Below are 21445 nucleotides of genomic sequence, written 5' to 3'. Positions count from 1 at the left end.
ACGGTCGAACAGGACGGTGGGAGAACGATGTCGTCGCCGACTCACCACCTCCCGCTGAGGCGCTTCGCGACGCGCGTTTCCATTCAATGGATAGGTCGTGCGTCTGAGCCCGCTTCCCCGGGCGTGGGGCGCTTTGCCACGCGAATTTCTATTGAAACGATGGTGAGGATCGCCGCGCCCCGCGCCGGCGGCGTGGGGCGCCTCGGTGCGTGTGCTCGCGCCGATCAGAGATAGGTGTCGTACGCTTGGCGCCCGGTGATGGCGGGGCGGACCGGGTACATGCTGGGGTCGTCAAGGACCATGTGGAGCACGCCCACGTCCCGTTCGCCGTGGGCGAATACGCTCACGAGGATCCCGCCCTGCTTGACGCCCTTTTCGTAGCGTTCCGCCCAGTGCTTCGGGACGCCTGCGGAGATGAGGATCTCGCGCAGTCCGCCGGTGATCCCGGCGCCGACCGCGGTCGCCACCACGGCGGCGAGCGGGCCCGCCACCACGAATCCGAGGTCGGGAACCACGGCGCTCATGGCGATGGCGGCGCCGAACGTGTGCGCCGGCGGGGTTCCGTCCGGAACCCTGAAGCACCTGTGGCGCGTGGCGTCGGTCATCAGCAGGCTGACGTCCTGTCGCGTGTAGCCGCAGTCGATGATGCGTTCCGCCGCGGCTTCCGCCTCGTCGCGCGTTTGCACCAGGCCAATTACGAGCTTCGCCATGAGAGACCTCCTTCGCGTGAGCGCGTCCCCGCTCCGGGCCCCCGCGACGGATACCGCACGGACCATGCCAATTCGGAATTCTCACGCAGCCGTGCGATTGCTTCGATATTTGCCGCCCCTGGACCCTGGCCGAGCGAGGCGGGATGTCGCACTGGGCCCGCCGTGCCTCGCCTTCTGATGGCAACTTTCGCCTGCGTAGCGCGGTATTCCAACTTTGAAAGCGAACGGCGCGAGAAGGCCGTGACAGGAGGTCTCGTCCGGTCGGTCCGGCCGCACGCGCCGGCGTTCGCGGAACGCCTGGGGCGGCTGGAGCGCGGCAGCGCGGAGGTCGCCTCAGAAGCCGATCGTGTCCTCGAGCGGCGCGGGCGGCGGCTTCGTCGCCGCCGGGCGGCCCGTGGTCGCGGCCCGGCCGCGGCCGTCCGCGGCGCCGCGCGGCGCTGCGGTCGCGCCCGGCTTCCCGGCCGCGCTCGCGCCGGTCCGGGGTCCTGCCGCGCCCGGCTGGGACGGCTCGGTGCCCGCCGCGGCCGGCTGAGCGCCCGCCGCGGCCGGCTGAGCGCCCGCCGCGGCCGGCTGGGCCGCCTGAGCGCCCGCCGCGGCCTCGGCCGTGTCCGCCTTCGCGGGCTCGACCGCGGCCTCCGCCGCGGGGTCCGCCGGCGCGATCTGCCCCGGCGCCACGGCGCCCCCCTGCGCAGCGGGCCCAGCCGGCTGCGCTGCGCCCGACGCCGCCTGCCGGGGCGCCGGGTCGGCCGAGGGCGAAGGCTCCTCCACGCTGGACGACGGCCTAGCCACCAGGAACACGACCACCGACAGGGCCGCCCCCGCGGCGAGCGCCCCCGCCAGGATGGCCGGCGCCCATTTGCGGGGCCCGTCCATCCCCGAGGTCGCCATGCCGGCGAGCGTCCGCCCCGGCGTGCCCGTGCTCGACAGCCGCGCGCCCGGCGCCGACGACGGCGTGCCGGTCGTCGAGAGCCGCGCGCCCGGCGGAGGCGGCACCGGCGCCGGCGCCCCGAACAGCACCGGCTGCGACCCGCTCCCGGGCGCGCCCCCGTGGCTCGCCCGGTCCCCGCTGGACGACGGCTCGCTCGTGAACGGCGTGCGCGCGAGGCCGAGGACCGCGTGCTCCAGCGCCTCCGCCATCTGCCGCGCCGACGCGAAGCGCGCCGCCGGATCGAGCGCCAGCGCCCGCTTCATCCAGGCGTCGATCGCCGGCGAGAGCTCCGGCCGGATCGCGCTCGGCGGCGTGAAGATCCCGGTGTGGAGCACGACCGACAGCGCGCCCAGCGTCTCGCCCCGGAACGGCACCTGCCCGGTGAGCGCGTGGTAGGCGACCACCGCGAGACCCCAGAGATCCGCGCGGAAGTCGACGTGCTTCGCGCTGAGCAGCTGCTCGGGGCTCATGTAGAGCGGCGTGCCGAGCATGCTCCCGGTCGACGTCATGCCGAGATCGCCCTGCGGCGCGCCCTGGACCCGCTTCGCCACCCCGAAATCGACCACCTTCACGAAGAGCTCGCCCTCGACGTCGAGCAGGAAGATGTTGTCCGGCTTGATATCGCGGTGGACGATCCCGAGCTGGTGCGCCCGCCCGAGCGCCTTCGCCGTCTGCGCCACGATCGCCGCGACCTCGACCGGCGGCAGCGCGCCCAGCCGCTGCATGCGGCTCTTCAGGTCCTCCCCCTCGAGCAGCTCCATCACGATGTACGGCACGCCGTCCGGCGTGACCCCGTGATCGAAGACCTGCGCGACGTGCGGGCTCTTGATCTGCGCGGCCGCCATCGCCTCCCGCCGGAAGCGCTCGACGAAGCCGCTCTGGTCCGCGTAGGCCGGCGACATGAACTTCACCGCCACCTGCGTCCCGAGCGCGAGGTGATCGGCCACCCACACGCTCCCCATCGCCCCCTTGCCGAGCTCCCGCGCCAGCCTGAGCGTGCTCGTCACCTGCTGTCCGGGGTTCATCGGGGGGTGCCTCTCCAATCCGCCGAGCCGCCGACCCGAGAAGGCGTCCTGTGCGCGAAGCGCGGTCCTCCGGGCGTCTACGCGCACAGCGTACAACAAACACCCCGAACCGTCACCACCGAGCGCGTAGGCCGCGGACGTGGCAGGTGCTCTCGGATAAGCTCTCGCCATATGCGCGAGGGCACGCTGGTCGCAGGCCGGTTCGAGGTGCACCGCCTTGCCGGCGCCGGCGGGATGGGCACGGTCTACCGGGCGACCGACCAGCTCACCGGCCGGGCCGTGGCGCTCAAGGTCGCGCCCCCGGAGCTCGCGGCCCGCTTCCGGCGCGAGGCGCGCCTGCTCGAGGCCGTGCAGCACCCGCTCATCGTCCAGCACATCGCCCACGGCACGAGCGACGACGGCGCCCTGTGGCTCGCGATGGAGTGGCTCGACGGCGTCACGCTCGACGCGCGCCTCGGCGAGGGGCCGCTCCCCGTCGCCGACGCGCTGCTCGTCGCGCACCAGATCGCCGACGCGCTCGCCGCCGTGCACGCGCTCGGGATCACCCACCGCGACCTCAAGCCGAGCAACGTGCTCCTCCGCGACGGCAGGGTCGACGGCGTGGTCCTGCTCGACTTCGGCGTCGCGCGGGCGGCGGCGTCGACCACCCTCGTCACGGAGGCCAGCTCGCTCGTCGGCTCGCTCGGCTACGTCGCGCCCGAGCAGGCGCGCGGCGACGCCGAGGTCGACGCGCGCGCCGACGTCTTCGCGCTCGGGGTGCTGCTCTTCGAGAGCCTCGCCGGGCAGCGCCCCTTCGCGGCCGACGACCCGCTCGCCGAGATGTGCCGCATCCTCCTCGAGGAGGCGCCGCGCCTCGCCGATCGGCGCCCCGACGTGCCGCCGGCCATCGACGAGCTCGTCGCGCGCCTCCTGGCGAAGGACCCGTCCGCCCGCCCCGCGGACGGCCGCGCGGCCGCGGCCGCGCTCGCGGAGACGCGCGCCCTGCTCGCGCACGCGCCCGGCGAGGGCGGGGACGGCGCGCCGGCGTCGGTCACGGGCGACGAGCGGCGGCTCATCAGCGTCGTCCTCGTCGACCTGGGCGCGGCGGACCCCGAGCCGGCGAGCGATCGCGGCGTCGAGCGCGTCGTCGCGGACGTCGCCGAGGCGTTCGGCGGCGATCGGGTGCGGCTCGCGGGCGGCACGCGGATGGTGCTCCTGTCCTCGCAGACCGACGAGGCGTTCACCGGCCGCGGCGGCTCGGGCACGATGGTCGCCTTCGACCTCGCGGCGCGCGCCGCGCAGTGCGCCCTCGCGATGAAGGCGCGCCTGCCCGGGCGCCCGGTCGCGCTCGCCACCGGCCGGGCGCAGGTCGGCGAGCGCCTGCCCGCGGGCGACGTGATCGACCGCGCGGTCGCCCGGCTGCGCGAGGCCGGGGCCGACGTGCGCATCGACGAGGTCACGGCGGGGCTCGCGGCCCCGCGCTTCGAGGTGATCGGCGACGGCCCCTCGTTCCTGCTGAAGGGCGAGCGCGACGGCACGGAGCCGGAGCGCACGCTGCTCGGGCGCGTCACCGCGTTCGTCGGGCGCGACCGCGAGCTCGCGATGCTGCGCGGCCTCTACGAGCAGAGCGCCGACGAGCCCGTGGCGCGCGCCGCGCTGGTGCTCGGCGAGGCGGGCATCGGCAAGACGCGCCTGCGCTGCGAGCTCGTCCGCGCGGTGCGCGAGGCCGACGCGCGCGCGTCGGTCTACGTGGCCCGCGGCGACCCGATCGGCGCGGGGGCGCCGTTCGGCATGCTGGGCGAGATCGTCCTCGCGGCCGCGGGCTGCCTCCCCGGCGAGGCGATCGAGGCGCGGCGCGGCAAGATCCGCGAGCACGTGGCGCGCGCCGTGCCGGCCGCGGAGGCGCGGCGCATCGCGTTCTTCCTCGGCGAGATCGCGGGCACGCCGTTCGACGATCCGGATCCCGAGCTCGACGGCGCGCGGGGGGACGCGGTCTTCCTGGGCGAGCAGGCGCGCCGCGCCGTGCTCGACTGGCTCGCCGCGCGGTGCGCCGAGGGGCCGGTGGTGGCGGTGCTCGAGGACATGCACTGGAGCGATCACGCCTCGGTGTCGGTGCTGGACGAGGCGCTCCTCTCGCTCGCGGATCGCCCGCTGCTCGTGCTCGGCTTCGCGCGCCACAGCGTGATGGAGACGTTCCCCGGGCTGTGGGCGGCGCGCGGCGTGCAGCACATCAAGCTCGGCGCGCTGAGCCCGCGGGCGGCCGAGCGGCTCGTCCGCAGCGTGTTCGGCGACGAGCTCGCGCCGTCCGAGGTGGCGCGGCTGGTCGAGCACGCGGACGGCCACCCGTTCTTCCTCGAGGAGCTGATGCGCGCGCGGGCCGAGGGCCGGAGCGACCTGCCGCCCACGGTGGTGGCGCTGATGCACACGCGGATCGAGGCGCTGCCGGCCGAGGCGAGGCGCACGCTGCGCGCGGCGAGCCTGTTCGGCGGGAGCTTCTGGCCCGACGGGGTGCGGCAGCTGCTCGGCGCCGGCACGTCGGCCGAGGCGCTCGATCGCTGGTTGAAGGGCCTGCTCTCGGAGGAGCTCGTCGCCCGGCGGGGCGTGTCGCGCTACCCGGGGCACGAGGAGCTCACGTTCCGCCACGCCCTCGTGCGCGACGCCGCCTACGGGATGCTCACCGACGGCGATCGCGCCGCCGGCCACCGCGCGGCCGCGCGGTGGCTGCGCTCGGTGGGCGAGACCGACGAGCGGGTCCTTGCCGAGCACGTCGAGCTGGGCGGCGAGCCCGAGCGCGAAGCCGGCGAGGCGCTCGCCCGTGGCCCGGCGTGAGGGCGGCAGGGAAGCAGGGAACCAGAGAAGCAGAGAAAAACGCGCAACGCGCGACAAGGCATCACGCGACGGCGGCGCGTAACGTAAAATGGTCGGGTTGATGGATTTCCATTGACGTGATACCTGGCCGTCCAGAGTATCGAGCATGGAGTCGTCTGGTCTGGGCACTGTCGGTCCCTACGAGCTGCTGCTGCAGCTGGCCGTGGGCGGCATGGCCGAGGTCTTCATCGCCCGTCGCGCCCGCGCGGCGGGCCCGGGCGGCGAGGGACCGGGCGGCGCGGCTGCCCCGCGCGAGCCGCTCGTCGCGGTGAAGCGAATTCGCGCCGATCTGCGGTCCGAATCGGGGTACGCGGCGATGCTCTTCGACGAGGCGGGCATCGCGTCGCGCATCGCGAGCCCGAATTTCGTGCCGATCCTCGATTGCGGTCTCGACGAGGGGGGCGCGCCCTACATCGTGATGGAGCTCGTGGTGGGGGTGACCCTGAAGCACCTCACGCGGCCGCCGGAGATGATCGAGATCGGCGACGCGCTCGAGCTCATCGCGCAGGCGGCCGACGGGCTGCACGCGGCGCACGAGGCGCGCGACAGCTCGGGGGAGCTGCTCCAGGTGATCCACCGGGACATCTCGCCGTCGAACGTCCTCGTCGGCGTGGACGGGCGGGCGTCCATCTGCGATCTCGGGCTCGCGTACGCCCTGCGCCGCACGACGCGGACGAAGACCGGGACGGTGAAGGGGAAGCTGAGCTACCTCTCGCCCGAGCAGGCGCACGCGCGGCCGCTGGATCGGCGCTCGGACGTGTTCTCCCTCGGGGTCGTGGCGTGGGAGGTGCTGGCGGGCAGGCGGCTGTTCATCGGCAGCAGCATGCTGTCGATCCTGCACGCCGTGCTGGAGCGCGAGGTGCCGCCGCTCTCGAGCGAGCGCGAGGGCGTGGGGCCGGCGGTCACGGCCGCCGTGGCGCGTGCGGTCGAGCGCGATCGCGACGCGCGCTGGCCGACCGCGGCGGATTTCGCGCGGGCGCTGCGCGAGGCGGCCGAGCGCGAGGGGCACGCGGCGTCGGGCGCGGCCATCGGCGCGCGGGTCGCCGAGATCCTCCCGGAGCCGCTGCGGCCGCTGCCGCCGTACTACGGGCCGGGCGGGCCGGTCGTCCCGCCGGAGATCGTCGCCACGCTGCGCTCGATGCACGAGGCGGGGGTGGTCGGCGAGGGGGACTCCAGCGGCCTCCTGATGCCGCGGGGGCGCTCGCGCCGCTGAGCGACGCGTACGCAGGGGCGCGCGCCCGCCCGGGAGGATAGGATGTCCGGGGATGGAGCCCGTCTTCTTCCTGATGATCATCTCGGGAATCGCGGGGCTCGCGAGGTGCTTCGCGGGGGCGCGAGGGGAGGCGAGGCGGGCAGCCGAGGTCCGCTGGCGGCTCGCCCGGCCCATCTGGCAGCGCGCCGCGGCCCTCGTCGGGGGGCAGTTCAGGTCGGGCCCGAGCCAGTCGGGCGACCCGCGGATGCAGATCTCCGTCGTGCTCGAGAACGTCGCGCTGCTCGTCGACCACGACATCGATCACGACGACGTGCTCGCCGTGCGGTACCGCACGCGCATCACGAGCACCGCGCGGAACCCGTCGGGCCTCAGGCTCCGCGTCCACGAGCAGCGGCTCGGCGGCGCAAGCGGCGGGGCCTTCCGGGCGAGGCGGGTGGACGTCGGCGATCGGGCAGAGGACGGCGCGTTCGTCGTGAAGGCGAGCAGCGCGACGCTCGCGCGCTGGTGGCTCACCCCGGAGCTGCGCGCGGCGCTCCGAGCGGCCACGGACTACCAGGTCACGCTCGAGTCGCACCGGCTCACCGCGGTCCGCGCCGGGCTGGAGGACGACGCCGAGAAGCTCGCGAGCGCCATCCGCGCCGCCGCGCTCCTCGCCGGCCGCGGGCGGGCGCTGACGAAGGAGCTGCGGGCGCTGGCGCACGAGCTCGGCGGGCGCCTCTCGCCCGGCGCCGGCTCCATCTCGTCCGAGGGCGAGGTGACCATCGAGCTCGAGCACCGCGGCCGGCGCGTGACCGTCGAGTTCGGGCGGGACGGGAAGAAGGGCCCGTTCGGCACCCAGGTGCGCGCCGCCCGCGCCGCGTCCCCCTCGGAGCGGTTTGCCGCGAGGCGCCGGGCCAGGCGCGCCGCGGCGAAGGGGGCGCCACGCCCGCGCGGCGACGAGCCCTTTCCCATCGCTTACGAGGTGCAGGCCGAGGCGCCGGACCGGCTGGCGCGGCGCCTCGGCGACGAGCTGCAGCGCGAGATCGTCGCGCTGCGCCCGGCGGCGATCCTGGGCGACGAGGCCGCCGTCACGGTGGTGCTCGGCGAGCTCGAGACGGGGCGCGACCGGATCGAGCGCGCCATCGCCATCGTCGCCGCGCTCGCGGCGCCCGGCCCGCACGGGCCCTACCGCTGATCGCGCCGAGCCGCCGTGTCGCCGCGAGGCCGGTATGACGGCGCGCGGCGGCGGCGCTCACGTCGTCGGCCGCCGCCGGCCGGGGCGTGGTAGATCGTGGGCCTGCAGCATGCAGGCTCACGTCGAACTCCCGGCGCCTCCTCCGGCCGCGCCCTCCCCGGGGCAGGCCGCATGAGCGCGGCGCGCGACGAGCCGACCACGCTGGTCCGCACCCAGCGGCGCGCCGGCTCGGGCGCCGAGCCGCGGTCGTTCCTGTTCCTCGTCTTGCAGTGCCAGCGGCCGCTGGACGCGCCCGCGCGGCTCCCGCTCGACGGGGTCGACGAGGTGCGGTTCGGGCGGGGCCCGGTGCGCTCGATCGACCGGCGGACCGAGGGGGAGCGGGCGCTGCTCGACGTGCGCCTCGAGGACGGCTGGGTGTCGTCGCGGCACGCGCGGATCACGCGCGAGGGCGGCCGGCTGCGCCTGGAGGATCTCGGCTCGACGAACGGCACCTTCGTGAACGGCGTGCCGCAGCGGAGCGCGCTCCTCTCCGAAGGGGACCTGATCGAGCTCGGGCATACGTTCTTTCTGTTCCGCGAGGTCGCCGCGCCCGGCGAGGCGCTCTGCGAGGCGGCGTCGGCGCCGGATCAGCCGTTCGGGCTCGCCACCTTCGCGCCCGCGCTTGTCGAGCGCTTCGCCGCGCTCCGGGCCGTCGCGCCGGCGAACATCCCGATCGTCCTGCAGGGCGAGAGCGGCACCGGCAAGGAGGTCGTCTCGCGCGCCATCCACGCGCTCTCGGGCCGGCCCGGCCCGTTCGTCGCCATCAACTGCGGCGCGCTGCCCGCGAGCCTCATCGAGTCCGAGCTGTTCGGCCACAAGAAGGGCGCCTTCTCGGGCGCCGCCGAGGACCGGCCGGGCCTCATCCGCGCCGCCGACCGGGGCACGCTCTTCCTCGACGAGATCGGCGACCTGCCCGCGGCGTCGCAGACCGCATTCCTGCGCGTGCTCCAGGAGTCGGAGGTCGTCGCCGTCGGCGCGACGCGCCCGGTGAAGGTCGACCTGCGCGTGGTGGTGGCCACGCACCGCGACCTCCCGGCCATGGTGGAGCGCGGCGACTTCCGCGGCGATCTCTTCGCGCGCCTGTCGGGCTTCGTGCTCGAGCTGCCGCCCCTGCGAAGGCGCCGGGAGGACCTCGGCCTGCTGATCGCCGCCCTGCTCCGCCGCGCCGCCCCGGACCGGGCCGGGGAGATCTCCCTGAGCTGCGAGGCGGCGCGCGTGCTCCTCCTGCGCGAGTGGCGGCTCAACGTCCGAGAGCTGGAGAAGTGCCTGGCGACCGCGATCGTGCTCGCGGGCAGCGGCAGGGTGGAGCTCGGTCACCTGCCGCCGCCCGTCGTCGTCTCGCGCAGCAGCCTCCCACCCGAGGCCTCGAGGCCCGAGGCCCCGCCGAGCGAGCGGCCGCGGCCCGCCGCGGAGGACGGGGCGCGGCGCGAGGCGCTGATCCGCCTCCTCCGCGAGCACCGGGGCAACATCAGCGCGGTGGCGAGGGCGATGGGCAAGGGGCGGACGCAGATCCACCGCTGGATCGCGCGCTACGGCATCGAGCCCGCGGACTACCGGGACGGCTGAGCGCTTTACGGCGCGTCCTCCGCTGAAGGGCAGAGCGGCGCGTTGACGTACAGCGCGCCGGAGACCATCCGCGCAAACGGGGATTCCCGGATGACGTCCGACGGGTGGTTGAGATAGACCGTGATCGGATGGCGCCAGATGCCCCCGAGGACGCCCTTGCACTGCTGGAAATCGCCGTCGCCCTCCACGCGCCCCCCGTCGGCGACGGAGCACTGGTCGAGCGGCGGGCAGTCCGTGAAGGAATGCGCATCGCCGCAGGCGCCGACCGAGGTCGCGACGCAGTCCTTGTCCTCCCCGGCGCCGGCGCAGAGGCGGGCCTCCGCGTAGGCAGCTTGCTCGGTCCAGTATTCGCCCGTGCAGGCGAAGGCGTGTCGAAACACGGACTCTCCGGAGCCCGGAGCGCCATGGAACTCGCCGTCTTCCGTCACCTCGTTCATCCCTTCCTCGAGCCGGTGATGGAGCGGTTTGTTCCCCCAGAAGCTCCCGTAGAACGCGCCCTCGCGCCAGCGGAAGACGCGCGCCTCCGGCGCGGGGTACTCCGCGGGCTTGAACGACGCCTCGATGATGGAGACGGCGCCCGGCGGCGGCGGTGGAGTCGGCTGCACGTGGCTCGTGACGCTGAAGCGCTTGTGGTTCTGGAGCGCCGCGCTCAGGACCTTCCCCAGCCCCGGGGCGCCGCCGCCGCTCGTCCGCGGGCCGTTCATGACGCTGAAATGGCCGCTGGCAGGGCAGCGGAAATGGAGCGCCGGCTCGCTGCGGCCGCTGCAGCGCACCTCGCTCGGCTCGATATGATCGGGTGAGCCGCTGTCGCAGCCGCGGATGCCGCTGCAGACGCGGACCACCGTGTCGCCTTGGGGCAGCCCCGCGGCGCTCGACGGGTCGGCCTCGCAGTCGCCCAGGGGCTCGCCGCCGACGCCGATGTACACGTACGAGCCCGGGGTGCAGGTCCCGATGTGCCCGGGCGTCCAGCCGCAATCGCGCGACGCGCCGGAGGTCTCTGTCGTGCACCGCGCGAAGCTCGGGATGGGGTCGCCGTCCTCCGTGACGGTCACCACGCGCACGGACGGCGCCGGCGTGAGGAGCTCCGGCCGATCCTCCTGAAACGCCTGGCCTCGCATCGAGAGGGTCACATGGCGGCCCAGGGCGTTCACCCGCGACAGCATGCACGCCGTGAGGAGCTGCCGGCACTTCGCCCCGATCCCGCCCTCGGCCCACTGAGGGCATATCCCGATCTCGCCGGGAAACGTGGTTTCCTCGCCGGTCGACGTGTCGGTGTACGAGACGCTCTGTCCCTCCTCCAGGGCGCAGGAGACGAGATAGCGCATCACCTCGCGCGTGGGCTCGTGGCGCAGCTGGAAGCGGAGCTCGGGCTCGCCACCCTCGTCGGCGTAGCTCTCGGTCGCGAGCGGGACGGTCACCATGACCGGGTTGGCCCGGACGTTCGTGATCAGCGCGTTGCGGGTGAGCGCCGCGGCGGAGAGGCCGTTGCCGTACACGCCCTGCACCGCGTCCAGCCACGTCGACAGCAGATCGCCGGCCGGCCCGGTGGTGGCCGGCCCGGTGGTGGCCGGCCCGGTGGTGGACGACCCGGTGGTGGACGACCCGGTGCCGGCCGCCCGCACGGAGACCGGCGGCGCGTCGAAGGAGGCTGCGCCGTCGCCGACGACGCAGCCCGCGCCGGCGCCGGCGATCGAGAGCCCGAGACAGAACACGAACAACCCAGGAGTCCGGTAGATCTTCACGCGGTCAGGTTCCTTTCTGCGCTCGGGCAAGCCGGCCGACCGGTTCACGCGCCGACGTCCGCCCTCAGCGCGAGGAGCGCGCGCTCGAGCTCGTCGAAGCGCCGCTCCCAGAACCCCGCCGAGATCGACCTCGCCTCCTCCAGGAACACGCGCGCCTCGCCGGCGGCGCCCGCCCGGAGGGCCGAGAGGACCGCGCCGTGCAACGCCTCGGCGTGCTCATGAAGGATCGCGGTGCGCCGCGCCTCCTCCACGAGCGCGCGCCACGCCGCTGCATCGAACCGACCGGCTGCCCGGTCGTCCAGGGTCTGTTGCACCAGGCATGCCAGCGTCCGGGCACAGGGGGTGAGCTCGGCTTCGGGGAGGCTCGCGCGGGCCTCGGCCAGGTGCCGGGCCGCCTCCTCGTGCGCGCCGCGGGCGAGCTGGATGCGGGCGAGGAGCAGGGCGTCGTCCGGCGAAGGGCGCTGGTTGACGTAGCGCCGCTGGAGGTCGAGGCACCGGCGCGCCAGGGGGAGGGCCTCGTCGAGCGCGCCCATCCAGTAGCGCAGCTCGGACAGGTTCAGCGTGGCCATGCGCTCGAGCTGGGCGTGGCCGAGCTCGCGAGCGAGGCGGACCGCCTCCCGCTGGTCCTCGAGCGCGCGGCTTTCGTCGCGCCGCTTCACCGACATGAAGAGCCGGTTGATGTACGCCGTGCAGAGGTGGAAGACGTCGCCGGCGCGCAGGCAGGCCAGGGCGACGGCCTCGCCGTGGCGCTCGGCCTCGTCGAGGCGGCCGGCCACCGAGAGCGCGCCGACGAGCAAGAGCCGCGCGATGACGTGCGCCTCGTGGTCGCCGAGGGCAAGCGCGCCGCGGGCGGCCCGCTCCAGCTTGGGGATCCCGTCGTCGACGCGCTGGCCGCGGCAGTCCGAGCGGCCGCTCGCGAGCAGGCAGCGCGCGTCGAGGCGCGCGTCCCCGAGGCCCGCGCAGAGCTCCGCCGCGCGCGCCGCCGCCGCCGCCGAGGCGGGGAAGTCCTCGAGCCAGTCGAGCGCGGTCGCCTCCTCGAGCAGGAGCTCGGCCGCGCGGCCGCGGTCGCCGGCGGCCTCGGCGAGCGCCCGCGCGGCGCGCAGATCGGCGAGCGACTCGCCGAAGCGCTGCAGGCGGTAGCGCGCCCGGCCGCGGCCCGCGAGCGCCCGGCCGCGGGCCGCGGCGTCGCCGCCGTCGAAGAGGCGCAGGGCCGCGGTGAAGCGCTGCTCGGCCTCGACGACGTCGTGCCGGGCGAGCGCCTCCTCCGCGAGCGCGGCGTGCGCCGCCGCCGCGGCGGCCGCCTCGCCCGCGGCCGCGGCGTGGCGGGCGATCCGGGCGCGCGACCCCGCGGCGGGCGGCGCGCCGGCGAGGCGCCGGAGGACGGCGGCGTGCAGCGCGCGGCGGCGGGCGGGCGGGATGCGCGCCTCGACGGCCTCGCGTAGGAGCGGGTGCCGGAAGGCGTACCGCGGCGGCGACGCCGGCAGCGCGACGAGCACGCCGGCCCGCGCGAGGCGCGCGAGGCCGACGCCCGGGTCCAGCGCGCCGGCCGCCGGGGGCGCGCCCGGGGCGTCGAGGGCGGCCTCGAGCTCGGCCGGGGAGAGGTCGTCGCCGAGGACCGCCGCGCGCTCGAGCAGGTCCACGAGCGGCGGCGGCAGCGCCGCGATCGCGCGCGCGGCCAGGAGCTCGCCGAGCGGCGCGGCGGAGAGCGAGAGCAGCTCGTCCGGCGCGAGGGTCCAGCCCTCGCCGCCCCGGGCGCGCCGGATCGCGCCGCCGACGCGCAGGGCGCAGGCGACCTCCACGAGATCGCGCGGGACGCCGCGCGAGAGCGCGCGCAGGTGATCGAGCACGGCGCGCGGGACGAACTCCACCGGCCGCAGGCGGTCCTGGAGCACCGCGCCCGCGGCCTCGGCGTCGAGGGGCCCGAGGTCGAGCGCGAGGCGGCGGGCGGCGCGCTCGCCCAGCCCCGGGCGGAGCGACGCGATCGTGGGCCGGGCCGCGAGCACGATCGCGAGGCGCGCCGGGCTGCCCTCCGCGGTGGCCAGCTCGAGCGCGTCGAGCGCGGCCGCGTCCGCGCGGTCGGCGTCGTCGAGCAGCAGCGCGAGCGGCGCGGCGGCGGCGAGGGCGGCAGCGAGCGCCCGGGCCTCGGCGTGGCGGCGTGCGCCCGCCGCCTCCAGCAGGGGCGCGGCCGCGGGATCCCGGCCGTCGAGCCGCCCGAAGGCGAGCCCAACGGCCGGCCACGCGCGGGCGGCCTCCGGCGCGCCCAGGCGGCGGGCGAGCGCCGCGCCGACGGTCGCGTCGAGCACGCCGCCTTCCGGGAGGCCGAGGGCCGCCCGGAGGAGCGCGGCGAGGGTCGCGCCGCGCTCGGCCGCCTCCGGCCCCGGCGCGGCGGCGGCGTGCACGATCGCGCCGCCCTGGCGGAGCGCGGCCGCGAGCGCGCCGAGGAAGCGGGTCTTGCCGTGTCCCTCCGCGCCGAGCACGGTGACGAGCGCCGGCCCGCCGCCGGCGAGCGCCTCGGTCGCGGCGGCGAGGGCCGCGGCGAGCGCGGCGTCGCGGCCGCGCAGGGCCGTCTCGGCGGGCTCGCCGGGGGGCGCGTCGCGCGGGCCTGCGGGTGGATCGTGACCGTCGGCGGGCGCGTCGCGCGGGCCCTCCGCGAGCGCGCCCTGCGCTTCGGCCGTGAGCAGCGCCGGCGCCGCGGCGCCCGCGCTCTCCGGGCGGGCCCGATGCGCCTCGGCGCTCCACGCCTCGGTGTCCTCCAGCGCGGCGCCCGCGAGCGTGGTGCCGTGCGTGCCTTCGCGCACCCGGAGCGGCGCCAGGTGGACCACGAGGGGCGGCGTCGCCAGGCCGGCGGCGGCGAGGCGCGCGGCCGCGCGCACCGCCGCGCGCACCCCCTCGCCGGGGTCCGCGGCGGCGGGGAAGGCGAGCACCGTGTGCTCCCCGCGAAAGCGCGCCAGGAGGCCGCCTTCCGCGCGCGCGACGTCGGCGGCGAGCGCGCCGGCGCGCTCGCGCGTGCGCAGGGCGAGCAGCGCCACGGGCCGGCGCTGGCCGGGGGCGGGCGCTTGCGCGCCGGCGCTCTCGTCCGGCGCGCCGGCGCTCTCGGCCAGCGCGCCGGACGGCGCCGCGCGCCCGCCGTGCGGCGCCGCGCGCGCCTCCAGCGCCGCCGCGAGCGCGCGGGCCACGTCGCCCGCGCGGGCCGGGCGGGCCTCGGGGTCTTTCGCCAGGCAGCGGAGGACGGCCTCGTCGGCGGCCGGCGGGAGCCGCGCGAACGACGACGGCGGAGCCGGCCGGCGCGCCACGTGGGCCTGCCGCACCTCCGCCGGCTCGCCCACGAACGGCGGCCGGCCGGTGAGCAGCTCGAAGATCACCGCGCCGAGGGCATAGACGTCCGCCCGCGGGCCCACGCCGCCCGCGCCGAGGCACTGCTCCGGCGCCATGTACGTCGCCGTCCCGAGGATCGCGCCGGTGCGCGTCAGGTCCGGGCCAAGCGCGCCCTCCGCGCCCTCGGCGTCGTCCGCGCCGCGCGCCGGCGCCGCGAGGCCGAAGTCGATCAGCGCGACCTCGCCCCCGGGCCGCAGCCACACGTTCTCGGGCTTGAGATCGCGGTGCACGAGGCCCGCGTCGTGCACCGCGTCGAGGGCCGCCGCGATCGCGCGCGCGAGCCCGGCCGCCTCCTCGGGCGGCATCGCGCCCGCGCCCGGCAGGTCCGCGAGGCGCGACGCGAGCGAGCTGCCCGCGAGCCGCTCCAGCGCGAGGAACGGGCGCAGGTCGGCGGCGCGGCCGCGGCCGAGCAGCGCGGGCGCCGCCGGCGGCGCGAGGCGGGCGAGCGCCGCGGCCTCGCGCGCGATCCGGCCGTCGTCCTGCAGCCGCGCCACCTTGAGCGCCACGGCGCGGCCGTCGCCCTCGCGCGTCGCCGCGTAGACGCGCGCGAACCCGCCCTGCCCGAGCATCTGTTCGACGCGGAACCCGGGGACCTGCGGGGGCGGCTCCGGATCGACCGCCTCGGCGGCGGCGCGCGTCGGCGGCCTCGCCAGCGGATGCCCCGGGCACGCCGCGCCGGCCCGCGCGGGGAGGCGGCGATGGCACTCGGGGCAGCGCATGGGGCGCGAGTATACTGGGGTAGGTTGCCGTGCTGACGCCTGCCGAGCTCGCCCTTGAACCCGAAGCGACCGCCGTCATCTCCGGCCGTCCGGAGGAGCTGCAGACGACCGTCGCCGGCGGCGCGCTCCCCGCGGGCGCGGTGGTCGGGGGCTACCTGCTCGACGAGGTGCGCCTCGCCGGCGGCTTCGGCGTCGTGCACCGCGCCTGGCCGATCGGGGGCGGCGCGGCGGTCGCGCTGAAGGTGCTCCACCGGGAGCTGTCGCTCTTGCCGGCGATGCTCCGGCGCTTCCAGCAGGAGGCCGAGGTGCTCGCGCGGCTCAGGCACCCGTCGATCGTCGAGGTCCGCGGCGTGGGCGCGCTCGACGACGGCCGGCCGTACATCGCGATGGAGTGGGTCGACGGCCGGACCCTCGCGGCCGAGCTGCGCGCGCGGGGCGCCCTCTCTCCGGCCGAGGCGGTCGCGCTGCTCGAGGAGGTCTGCGGCGCGCTCGTGGCCGCGCACGCGATCGGCGTCGTGCACCGCGACGTGAAGGCCCAGAACGTCATGATCCGCCCTGCCGTCGGCGGGGGCGGCGCGCGCGGCGTCAAGCTCGTCGATTTCGGCATCGCCAAGCTCCTCCACCCGGCGCCCGGCGCGCGGGGCGAGCGGAGCAGCAGCGTGATCCTCGGCACGCCGCTCACGATGGCGCCGGAGCAGATCCTCGGCGGCGCGGTGGACGCGCGCACGGACATCTACGCCATCGGCCTGCTCGCGTACCAGCTCGTGACGGCCGAGCTGCCGTTCCAGGGCGCCGATGCGGTCGAGACCGAGGAGATGCACCTGCGCGCGCCGCCGCCCCGCCCGAGCGAGCGCGCGCCGGTGTCGGCCGCGTTCGACGCCGTGGTGCGCCGCTGCCTCGCGAAGGAGCCGGCGGACCGGTACGCGAGCGTCTCCGAGCTGCTCGCGGCCCTGCGCGGGGCGGTCGCCGGGCCGGGCCTCGGCGGCTCCGGGGCCGCGTCCGGCGGCGTCGACGGGCCGAGCGCCGCGTTGCTCGTCGAGGCCCGGCTGGCCGCGCCGGACGACGCCGGCGACGACGCGCTCGCCGACGTGGAGCGCCTGCTCCAGGCCGCGCGGGCGGCGCTCTTGCGGGTCGGGGCGACGCTCGTGGTCGAGAGCGCGGATGCGCTGCTCGCGACGCTGCCCGCGCCGTACGAGCGCGCGCCGGATCGGGCGCTCGGTTGGGTCCTCGAGCTCTGGGCGGCGCTCGGCGCGCGGGCCGGCGCGAGCCCCGAGGTCCTCCCGCGCCTCTTGCTGCACGCGGCCGCGCCGGAGGCGCTGCGCCGCTGGGCGCCGGGGCCGACCGGGGCGGGCGTGTTCGTGACCGACGCCTTCGCCGGGGGGCTCGCCGAGGCGCGCGAGCGCCCGCCCCTTCCGGCCGCGGGCGGCGGGCTGCGCCGGGTATCGCCCTGAGCGGCGTCGCCTGGGGCGGCGTTGCGTGCGCGGTGGCCGCCCCGCGCGGCTTCGCGGGCGCGGCGTCGTCCTGACCGCCGCGGGGTGGTGACGGAGCCCGCTGTCACATCGTCCCTGCCACAAGGGGTGTGACAGGGGACGGTGTGACAGCGGCGATGTGACAGGGGGACAGCCCGCGTGCGGCAGAACGGACGCCAGCGCGGCGCTGCCGTGTCGCAGCGCGGCGAGGGTCGCGGGGGCTCGTGCGCGCGTCGTCTCGCAGGTCTTCGGCGTCCGGAGACATCAAAGAGGCTCGCGGTGGCTGCCTCGTGGCTTTCAGCGGATGCCGCGGCGTCGCGTCCCCCGCGCGTTGGCAAGGCGCTTGCGATGGCGCCCCGCCGCGAGGCGCCGCCGCGACCGGGCCATCCTGGCCCGCCGGGCGGACGGGCGCCTCGGCCTCGACAACTCGATAGCTGAGGAGACATCGTCATGCGCATCGCTCGCTCTGCATTCGCGCTCTTCGCCCTGTCCGCCGCCGGCTGCGCCGTCGATGCGGCTGCCCCGGATCTCGCGGTGGATGCCCCGCCCCTCGCGGAGAGCTGGACCGTCAGCACCACCGCCTCGATCGATCTCTGGAGCTCGGGCCTGAACGCCAACCTCTCGGACTGGAGGCATATCCACTGTTACGAAGATCATGGTGAAGGATATATGTTGACTGGCATCAACGTGCATCAGGAGGACATCGCCGATCCTGACGAGTTCGTCGCCAGGATGACCGGCGAGTGCCGGGAGTTCGACCTCACGGATCCCGCGCTTCCGCGGACGGGCGGGTTCGCGACGAGCAACATCTTCCAGGCCCCTCTCTTCCGCACCGGGGTGTTCCAGCTCGAGGTCACGAACAACAACTATCCGATCGGCCTGGATCTCAAGGTGGATGGTAACGACGACTACGTGAAGGACGTGCGCATCGTGTACGCTCCCAAGAACCTGGCCCAGACGGCCCTCAACCTCGCCGCGACTTCTCGCACGAGCTGGGCGTTCGGGTACGCCGGGAGCAAGGTGAGCCTGAGCTGCCCGGCCCAGAGTGTCATGACGGGTCTGGCGCTCCGGTTCGACGAGGTCGAGGGGAAGATCCGGACGCTGAAGATCCACTGCAGAGATCTGCAGCCCTGAGCGGCCCGGCGTCCGGCGCGTCCGCCGGGGTCTCGGCGTCCGGCGGCGCCGGCTCGGCGCGGGGGTTATCTTTTATGGCCGGATGATGCATCATCCAGAGAAATTGCCGCGGGGGTGAGCCGAGATCCCGCGGCGGCATCGGCCGGACGACATCGCTGGACTGGAAGGCAGGACAGGACGACATGACGACCCTTTTGCGCCCCGAGGACGCGCACGAGCGCCTGCGCCGCGCCGGGCTCGCGACCCGGATCGACGCCGCGGCCTTCGCGGCCGCGTGCGACGCGGAGCGCGCCGGCGCGCCGCTCGACGCCGAGATCGCGCTCTCGGCCCTCGCGTCGATCTACGGCGCGCGCGGCCCCTCGGAGGCGAGCGCCCCCGACGGCGCGTTCGTGGTGGACGAGCGCGCCGCGTCCGACCCGAAGGTCCTCGCGGCCGTGTGGCTCGCCTTCGAGCGGTGGCTCGAGCGCGCGATCCCCGTCTCGGTCGCGACCGACCTCGACGAGCTCGTCTCGTACGCGGGCGACCTGTGCTTTCTCCGCCGGCACGCGGGCGCCGCGGGGGAGGCGCCCTCTCTCTTCTCCATCGACGGGTGGCGGCCGCGCGACGACACGCCCTTCACGCTCTATGCGCTGCGGCGGGACGGCGAGCCGCTCTATGCGCTCGGCGTGCCGGTCGAGTTCCATGTTCATCCGGACACCGAGGCTGCGGCCGCCGGCATCTTCCGCGTCGATGGCCTCACGGACAGCTACCGCGAGCACGCCCCGGCGTGCGAGGTATGCCGCGAGGCGCTCCGGAGCGCCGCCGCGCGGGGTGTCCTGCCGGACGAGTTCCGGCCGCTCCTCGGCTGAGCCGGCGACCGGCCGCGCGCCGTCAGGGCGGCGCGCCGTCAGGGCGGCGCGCCGTCAGGGCGGCGCGCCGTCAGGGCGGCGCGCCGTCAGGGATCTGCGCCCCGCCGTTCCAGGAGGCGCGCCGTCGCGGCCTGCGCCGCGTGGACCGCCCGCCCGGCGGCGCGGAGGGCCTCCTCCACGCTGCCTCGCGCGCCGGCGGCCCCCGTCCCTTCCCACAGGAGCGCCCCGGCGAGCGCCGCCCCGAGCGCCGCCGCGGCGCCGGCCGCCGCGAGGCGCAGGCGCCGCGGCCGCGCCTGCGACGCAGCGCGCGACGTCGCGGGCGCGCCGGCCGCGGCCGCGAAGGCGGCGATCATCGCCTCGACGCTGGGGAACCGCTCCGACGGGGCGATCGCGAACGCCCGCGCGAACCACGCCTCCAGCGCGGGCGGCGCCTCCGGGCACAGCGTGGTCACCGGGGGGCGCGCGCCGACGAGGATGGCGGCGAGCACGGCGGCCAGGTTGCGGCCCGGGAACGGCTGCTGGCCGGTCAGCGCCTCGTGCGCGACGACCGCGAGCGACCACAGGTCGAGCTGCGGGCCCGCCTGCCCGTCGCACGTGTGCTCCGGGCTCAGGTACGCGGGCGTGCCGAGCACCACCCCGTCCGCGGTCCGGCGGCGGAAGTCGGTCGGCCGATCCTGGCCGACCCACTTGGCGATCCCGAAATCGGTGATCTTGGTGCAGGGGTGCCCGTCGCTCCCCTCGACGAGCAGGATGTTCGACGGCTTGATGTCCCGGTGCACGATGCCGAGCCCGTGCGCCACCGACAGCGCCTCTCCGAGCTGCCGCAAGAGCGCCGCGAGCTCGACGGCCGGCACCTTTCCCCGCTCGTCCAGCAGCTGCCGCAGCGACCTGCCGCGCACGTAGTCCATGACGAGGTACGGGCCTGCCGCCGGGTCTTCCCCAGCGTCGTGCACGGCGACGACGCCGCCGGTCTTCTGGCCGAGCCGCGCCGCGACCCGCGCCTCCAGGCGGAACCGCTCGATCGCGTCGAGGTTCCGGCCGCTCCGCGCGACCACGAGGAACTTCAGCGCGACATCGGCGCGCCGGACGCTGTCGTGCGCGCGCCAGACCTCGCCCATGGCGCCGCGCCCGAGCGGGTGCTCGAGCCGGTAACGCCCGCCGACGAGGCGGCCCCGCAGCCGCCCGGCGCGGCGCGAGGAGGCAGGGCGGGAGTCTGCGGGTCGATCAGCGAGCGCGGCCGCGGCGCGCGCGCCGTCTCTTCTCTGGGAATCGGGCTGGGGATCGAACGAGGATGGCTGGAACACGATCGAGCACCTCCGTGCCGCCTCTGTGTCTCAGACACGTCGGTGCTCCTCTCGGGCGACGCGCTGGGGCCAGGGACCGGGGCATGCCCAGAGCGTACCGCGAAGTTGGGACTCAGGGAATGCCGGACAGCGCGCCTCCCGCGGAGCGCCGACTGCCGACTTGCGCTCACAGGGACCTACGATGGCGCTCGACGTCGGTGTCTGCGCTCCGACGAGCGGCCCGGCCCCTGGGAGCCTGCCGTTCATCGAACGGATCCACAGAAGGTGTGAAGTCACGAAGCGGGGTTGACCCGCCTCCCCGTCTTCGCACGTTCCTGCTCGCGCCGGGCGCGGGAGGCTCCCCCCTTGTGCGAGCGCCCGGCCTGGGTGCGCGGGCGCGCGTAGGGAGGCGTGGCTTCGCGCAAGGCGGAGATGACGAGCTCTCGGAAGCAGCGCGCGCCCGCGTCCTCGTGGGTCCTCTCGTGCCAGACGAGCTGGAGCCTCAACGAGAACCCCGGCATCGGCGGCTCGATGATCGCGAGCGGGGCGAGGCGGGCGAGCGCCTCGGCCAGGCGGCGAGGCATCCCGGCGATGAGATCGGTATTCGCGGCGGCGACCGCGGCGGCGGAGAAGCTCGGGACCGTCATGGCGATCTCGCGGTGCAGCCCGTGCGCCGCGAGCTGCTCTCGGGCGGCCCGGTTGCCGATGCCGCCTCGCCCGAGCGCGACGTGGATGTCGATGTGGCGCATCGCATTGAACGCCTCGCGCGTCATCGGGCCGCGGGCGCACGGGTGGCCGCGGCGGACCACGAAGACGCTGTCCTGCTCGTAGAGGTCCGCGGCGTGGTGGCCGGGCGGGAGCGGGTGAGCAGGCGCGATCGCCGCGTCGATGTCGCCGCCGGCGAGCCCCCCGGCCGCCTCGAGGTGGTCGACGCTCGCGACGCGGAGGACCGCGCGCGGCATCTCCGCCGCGAAGGCCCGCGCGATGGCCGGCAGGCTGCATATCTGATCCAGGTCGGAGCACGCGATCGCGAACGCGCGCGAGGTCGTCTTCGGGTCGAACGCGCGCTCGCCCTCGATCGCGCCGGCGAGCTCGCCGAACGCCGCCCGGAGCCGCGGAATCATCTGCTGCGCGCGGGGCGTCGCGACCAGACCGCGGCCGCTCCGAACGACGAGCGGGTCGCCGAGCTGCGCGCGCAGCCGCGCGAGCGAGTTGCTCACGGCCGACGGTGTGACGTGGAGCCGCCGCGCCGCGCGCGCCGCGCTCCGCTCCTCGAGCACCGCGTGGAGGACGAGCAGGAGGTTGAGATCGAGCGCCGGTAAGTTCACGAATCGTGACGATTAGCATCACGAACCATCACTGGCAATGAATGC

13 protein-coding genes are annotated in these 21445 nt (G+C 76.1%); 7 read left to right on the top strand and 6 right to left on the bottom strand.

Annotated features, from left to right (window positions below; all coding sequences use genetic code 11):
* Positions 1 to 224 precede the first annotated feature (224 nt).
* Both WMF33_RS27620 and WMF33_RS27615 read right to left on the bottom strand, forming a co-directional pair.
* Positions 225 to 710, bottom strand: coding sequence for a hypothetical protein (locus tag WMF33_RS27620; RefSeq protein WP_437312710.1), 486 nt, complete (start codon positions 708 to 710; stop codon positions 225 to 227).
* Positions 711 to 1043: 333 nt separating this feature from the next.
* Complete coding sequence (locus tag WMF33_RS27615; RefSeq protein WP_437331426.1) at positions 1044 to 2663, bottom strand: serine/threonine-protein kinase; 1620 nt, start codon at positions 2661 to 2663, stop codon at positions 1044 to 1046.
* 171 nt (positions 2664 to 2834) lie between these two features.
* On the opposite strand from WMF33_RS27615, the gene WMF33_RS27610 reads away from it, so the two are divergent.
* The 4 genes from WMF33_RS27610 to WMF33_RS27595 all read left to right on the top strand — a co-directional run bounded on the left by WMF33_RS27610 (position 2835) and on the right by WMF33_RS27595 (position 9502).
* On the top strand, positions 2835 to 5471 hold the full coding sequence (locus WMF33_RS27610) for a protein kinase domain-containing protein (protein ID WP_437331425.1): 2637 nt from the start codon (positions 2835 to 2837) through the stop codon (positions 5469 to 5471).
* A 145-nt stretch (positions 5472 to 5616) separates the two neighbouring features.
* Positions 5617 to 6723 carry a serine/threonine-protein kinase gene (locus WMF33_RS27605; RefSeq protein WP_437331424.1) on the top strand — a complete coding sequence of 369 codons (1107 nt, stop codon included), beginning with the start codon at positions 5617 to 5619 and terminating at the stop codon, positions 6721 to 6723.
* A gap of 52 nt (positions 6724 to 6775) precedes the next feature.
* Positions 6776 to 7897, top strand: coding sequence for a hypothetical protein (locus tag WMF33_RS27600; RefSeq protein WP_437331423.1), 1122 nt, complete (start codon positions 6776 to 6778; stop codon positions 7895 to 7897).
* Between the two features lie 171 nt (positions 7898 to 8068).
* Positions 8069 to 9502 carry a sigma 54-interacting transcriptional regulator gene (locus WMF33_RS27595; protein ID WP_437331422.1) on the top strand — a complete coding sequence of 478 codons (1434 nt, stop codon included), beginning with the start codon at positions 8069 to 8071 and terminating at the stop codon, positions 9500 to 9502.
* 5 nt (positions 9503 to 9507) lie between these two features.
* On the opposite strand, the gene WMF33_RS27590 is transcribed toward WMF33_RS27595, so the two are convergent.
* Positions 9508 to 11244: a hypothetical protein gene (locus WMF33_RS27590; RefSeq protein WP_437331421.1), complete on the bottom strand. Its 1737-nt coding sequence runs from the start codon at positions 11242 to 11244 to the stop codon at positions 9508 to 9510.
* Between the two features lie 44 nt (positions 11245 to 11288).
* Positions 11289 to 15338 carry a protein kinase domain-containing protein gene (locus WMF33_RS27585; protein WP_437331420.1) on the bottom strand — a complete coding sequence of 1350 codons (4050 nt, stop codon included), beginning with the start codon at positions 15336 to 15338 and terminating at the stop codon, positions 11289 to 11291.
* Between the two features lie 29 nt (positions 15339 to 15367).
* Between WMF33_RS27585 and WMF33_RS27580 the strand changes: the two genes are divergently transcribed.
* The 3 genes from WMF33_RS27580 to WMF33_RS27570 all read left to right on the top strand — a co-directional run bounded on the left by WMF33_RS27580 (position 15368) and on the right by WMF33_RS27570 (position 18789).
* Positions 15368 to 16789 carry a serine/threonine-protein kinase gene (locus tag WMF33_RS27580; protein WP_437331419.1) on the top strand — a complete coding sequence of 474 codons (1422 nt, stop codon included), beginning with the start codon at positions 15368 to 15370 and terminating at the stop codon, positions 16787 to 16789.
* Positions 16790 to 17257: 468 nt separating this feature from the next.
* Positions 17258 to 17941 carry a hypothetical protein gene (locus tag WMF33_RS27575; protein WP_437331418.1) on the top strand — a complete coding sequence of 228 codons (684 nt, stop codon included), beginning with the start codon at positions 17258 to 17260 and terminating at the stop codon, positions 17939 to 17941.
* A gap of 182 nt (positions 17942 to 18123) precedes the next feature.
* A complete protein-coding gene (locus WMF33_RS27570; RefSeq protein ID WP_437331417.1) occupies positions 18124 to 18789 on the top strand; it encodes a hypothetical protein in 666 nt (221 codons plus the stop codon).
* Positions 18790 to 18875: 86 nt separating this feature from the next.
* Here the strand turns inward: WMF33_RS27570 and WMF33_RS27565 are convergent, their stop codons facing one another.
* Both WMF33_RS27565 and WMF33_RS27560 read right to left on the bottom strand, forming a co-directional pair.
* Positions 18876 to 20093, bottom strand: a complete 1218-nt coding sequence (locus WMF33_RS27565) for a serine/threonine-protein kinase (protein WP_437331416.1) — start codon at positions 20091 to 20093, stop codon at positions 18876 to 18878.
* A 272-nt stretch (positions 20094 to 20365) separates the two neighbouring features.
* Positions 20366 to 21400, bottom strand: coding sequence for a LysR substrate-binding domain-containing protein (locus WMF33_RS27560; protein WP_437331415.1), 1035 nt, complete (start codon positions 21398 to 21400; stop codon positions 20366 to 20368).
* Positions 21401 to 21445: the final 45 nt, after the last annotated feature.

The sequence above is a fragment of the Sorangium sp. So ce394 genome (assembly GCF_051474665.1).
GTDB lineage: Bacteria > Myxococcota_A > Polyangia > Polyangiales > Polyangiaceae > Sorangium > Sorangium cellulosum_D.
Note: the sequence above shows the minus strand (reverse complement) of the source record. Positions and strands in the feature narration are given on the sequence as shown.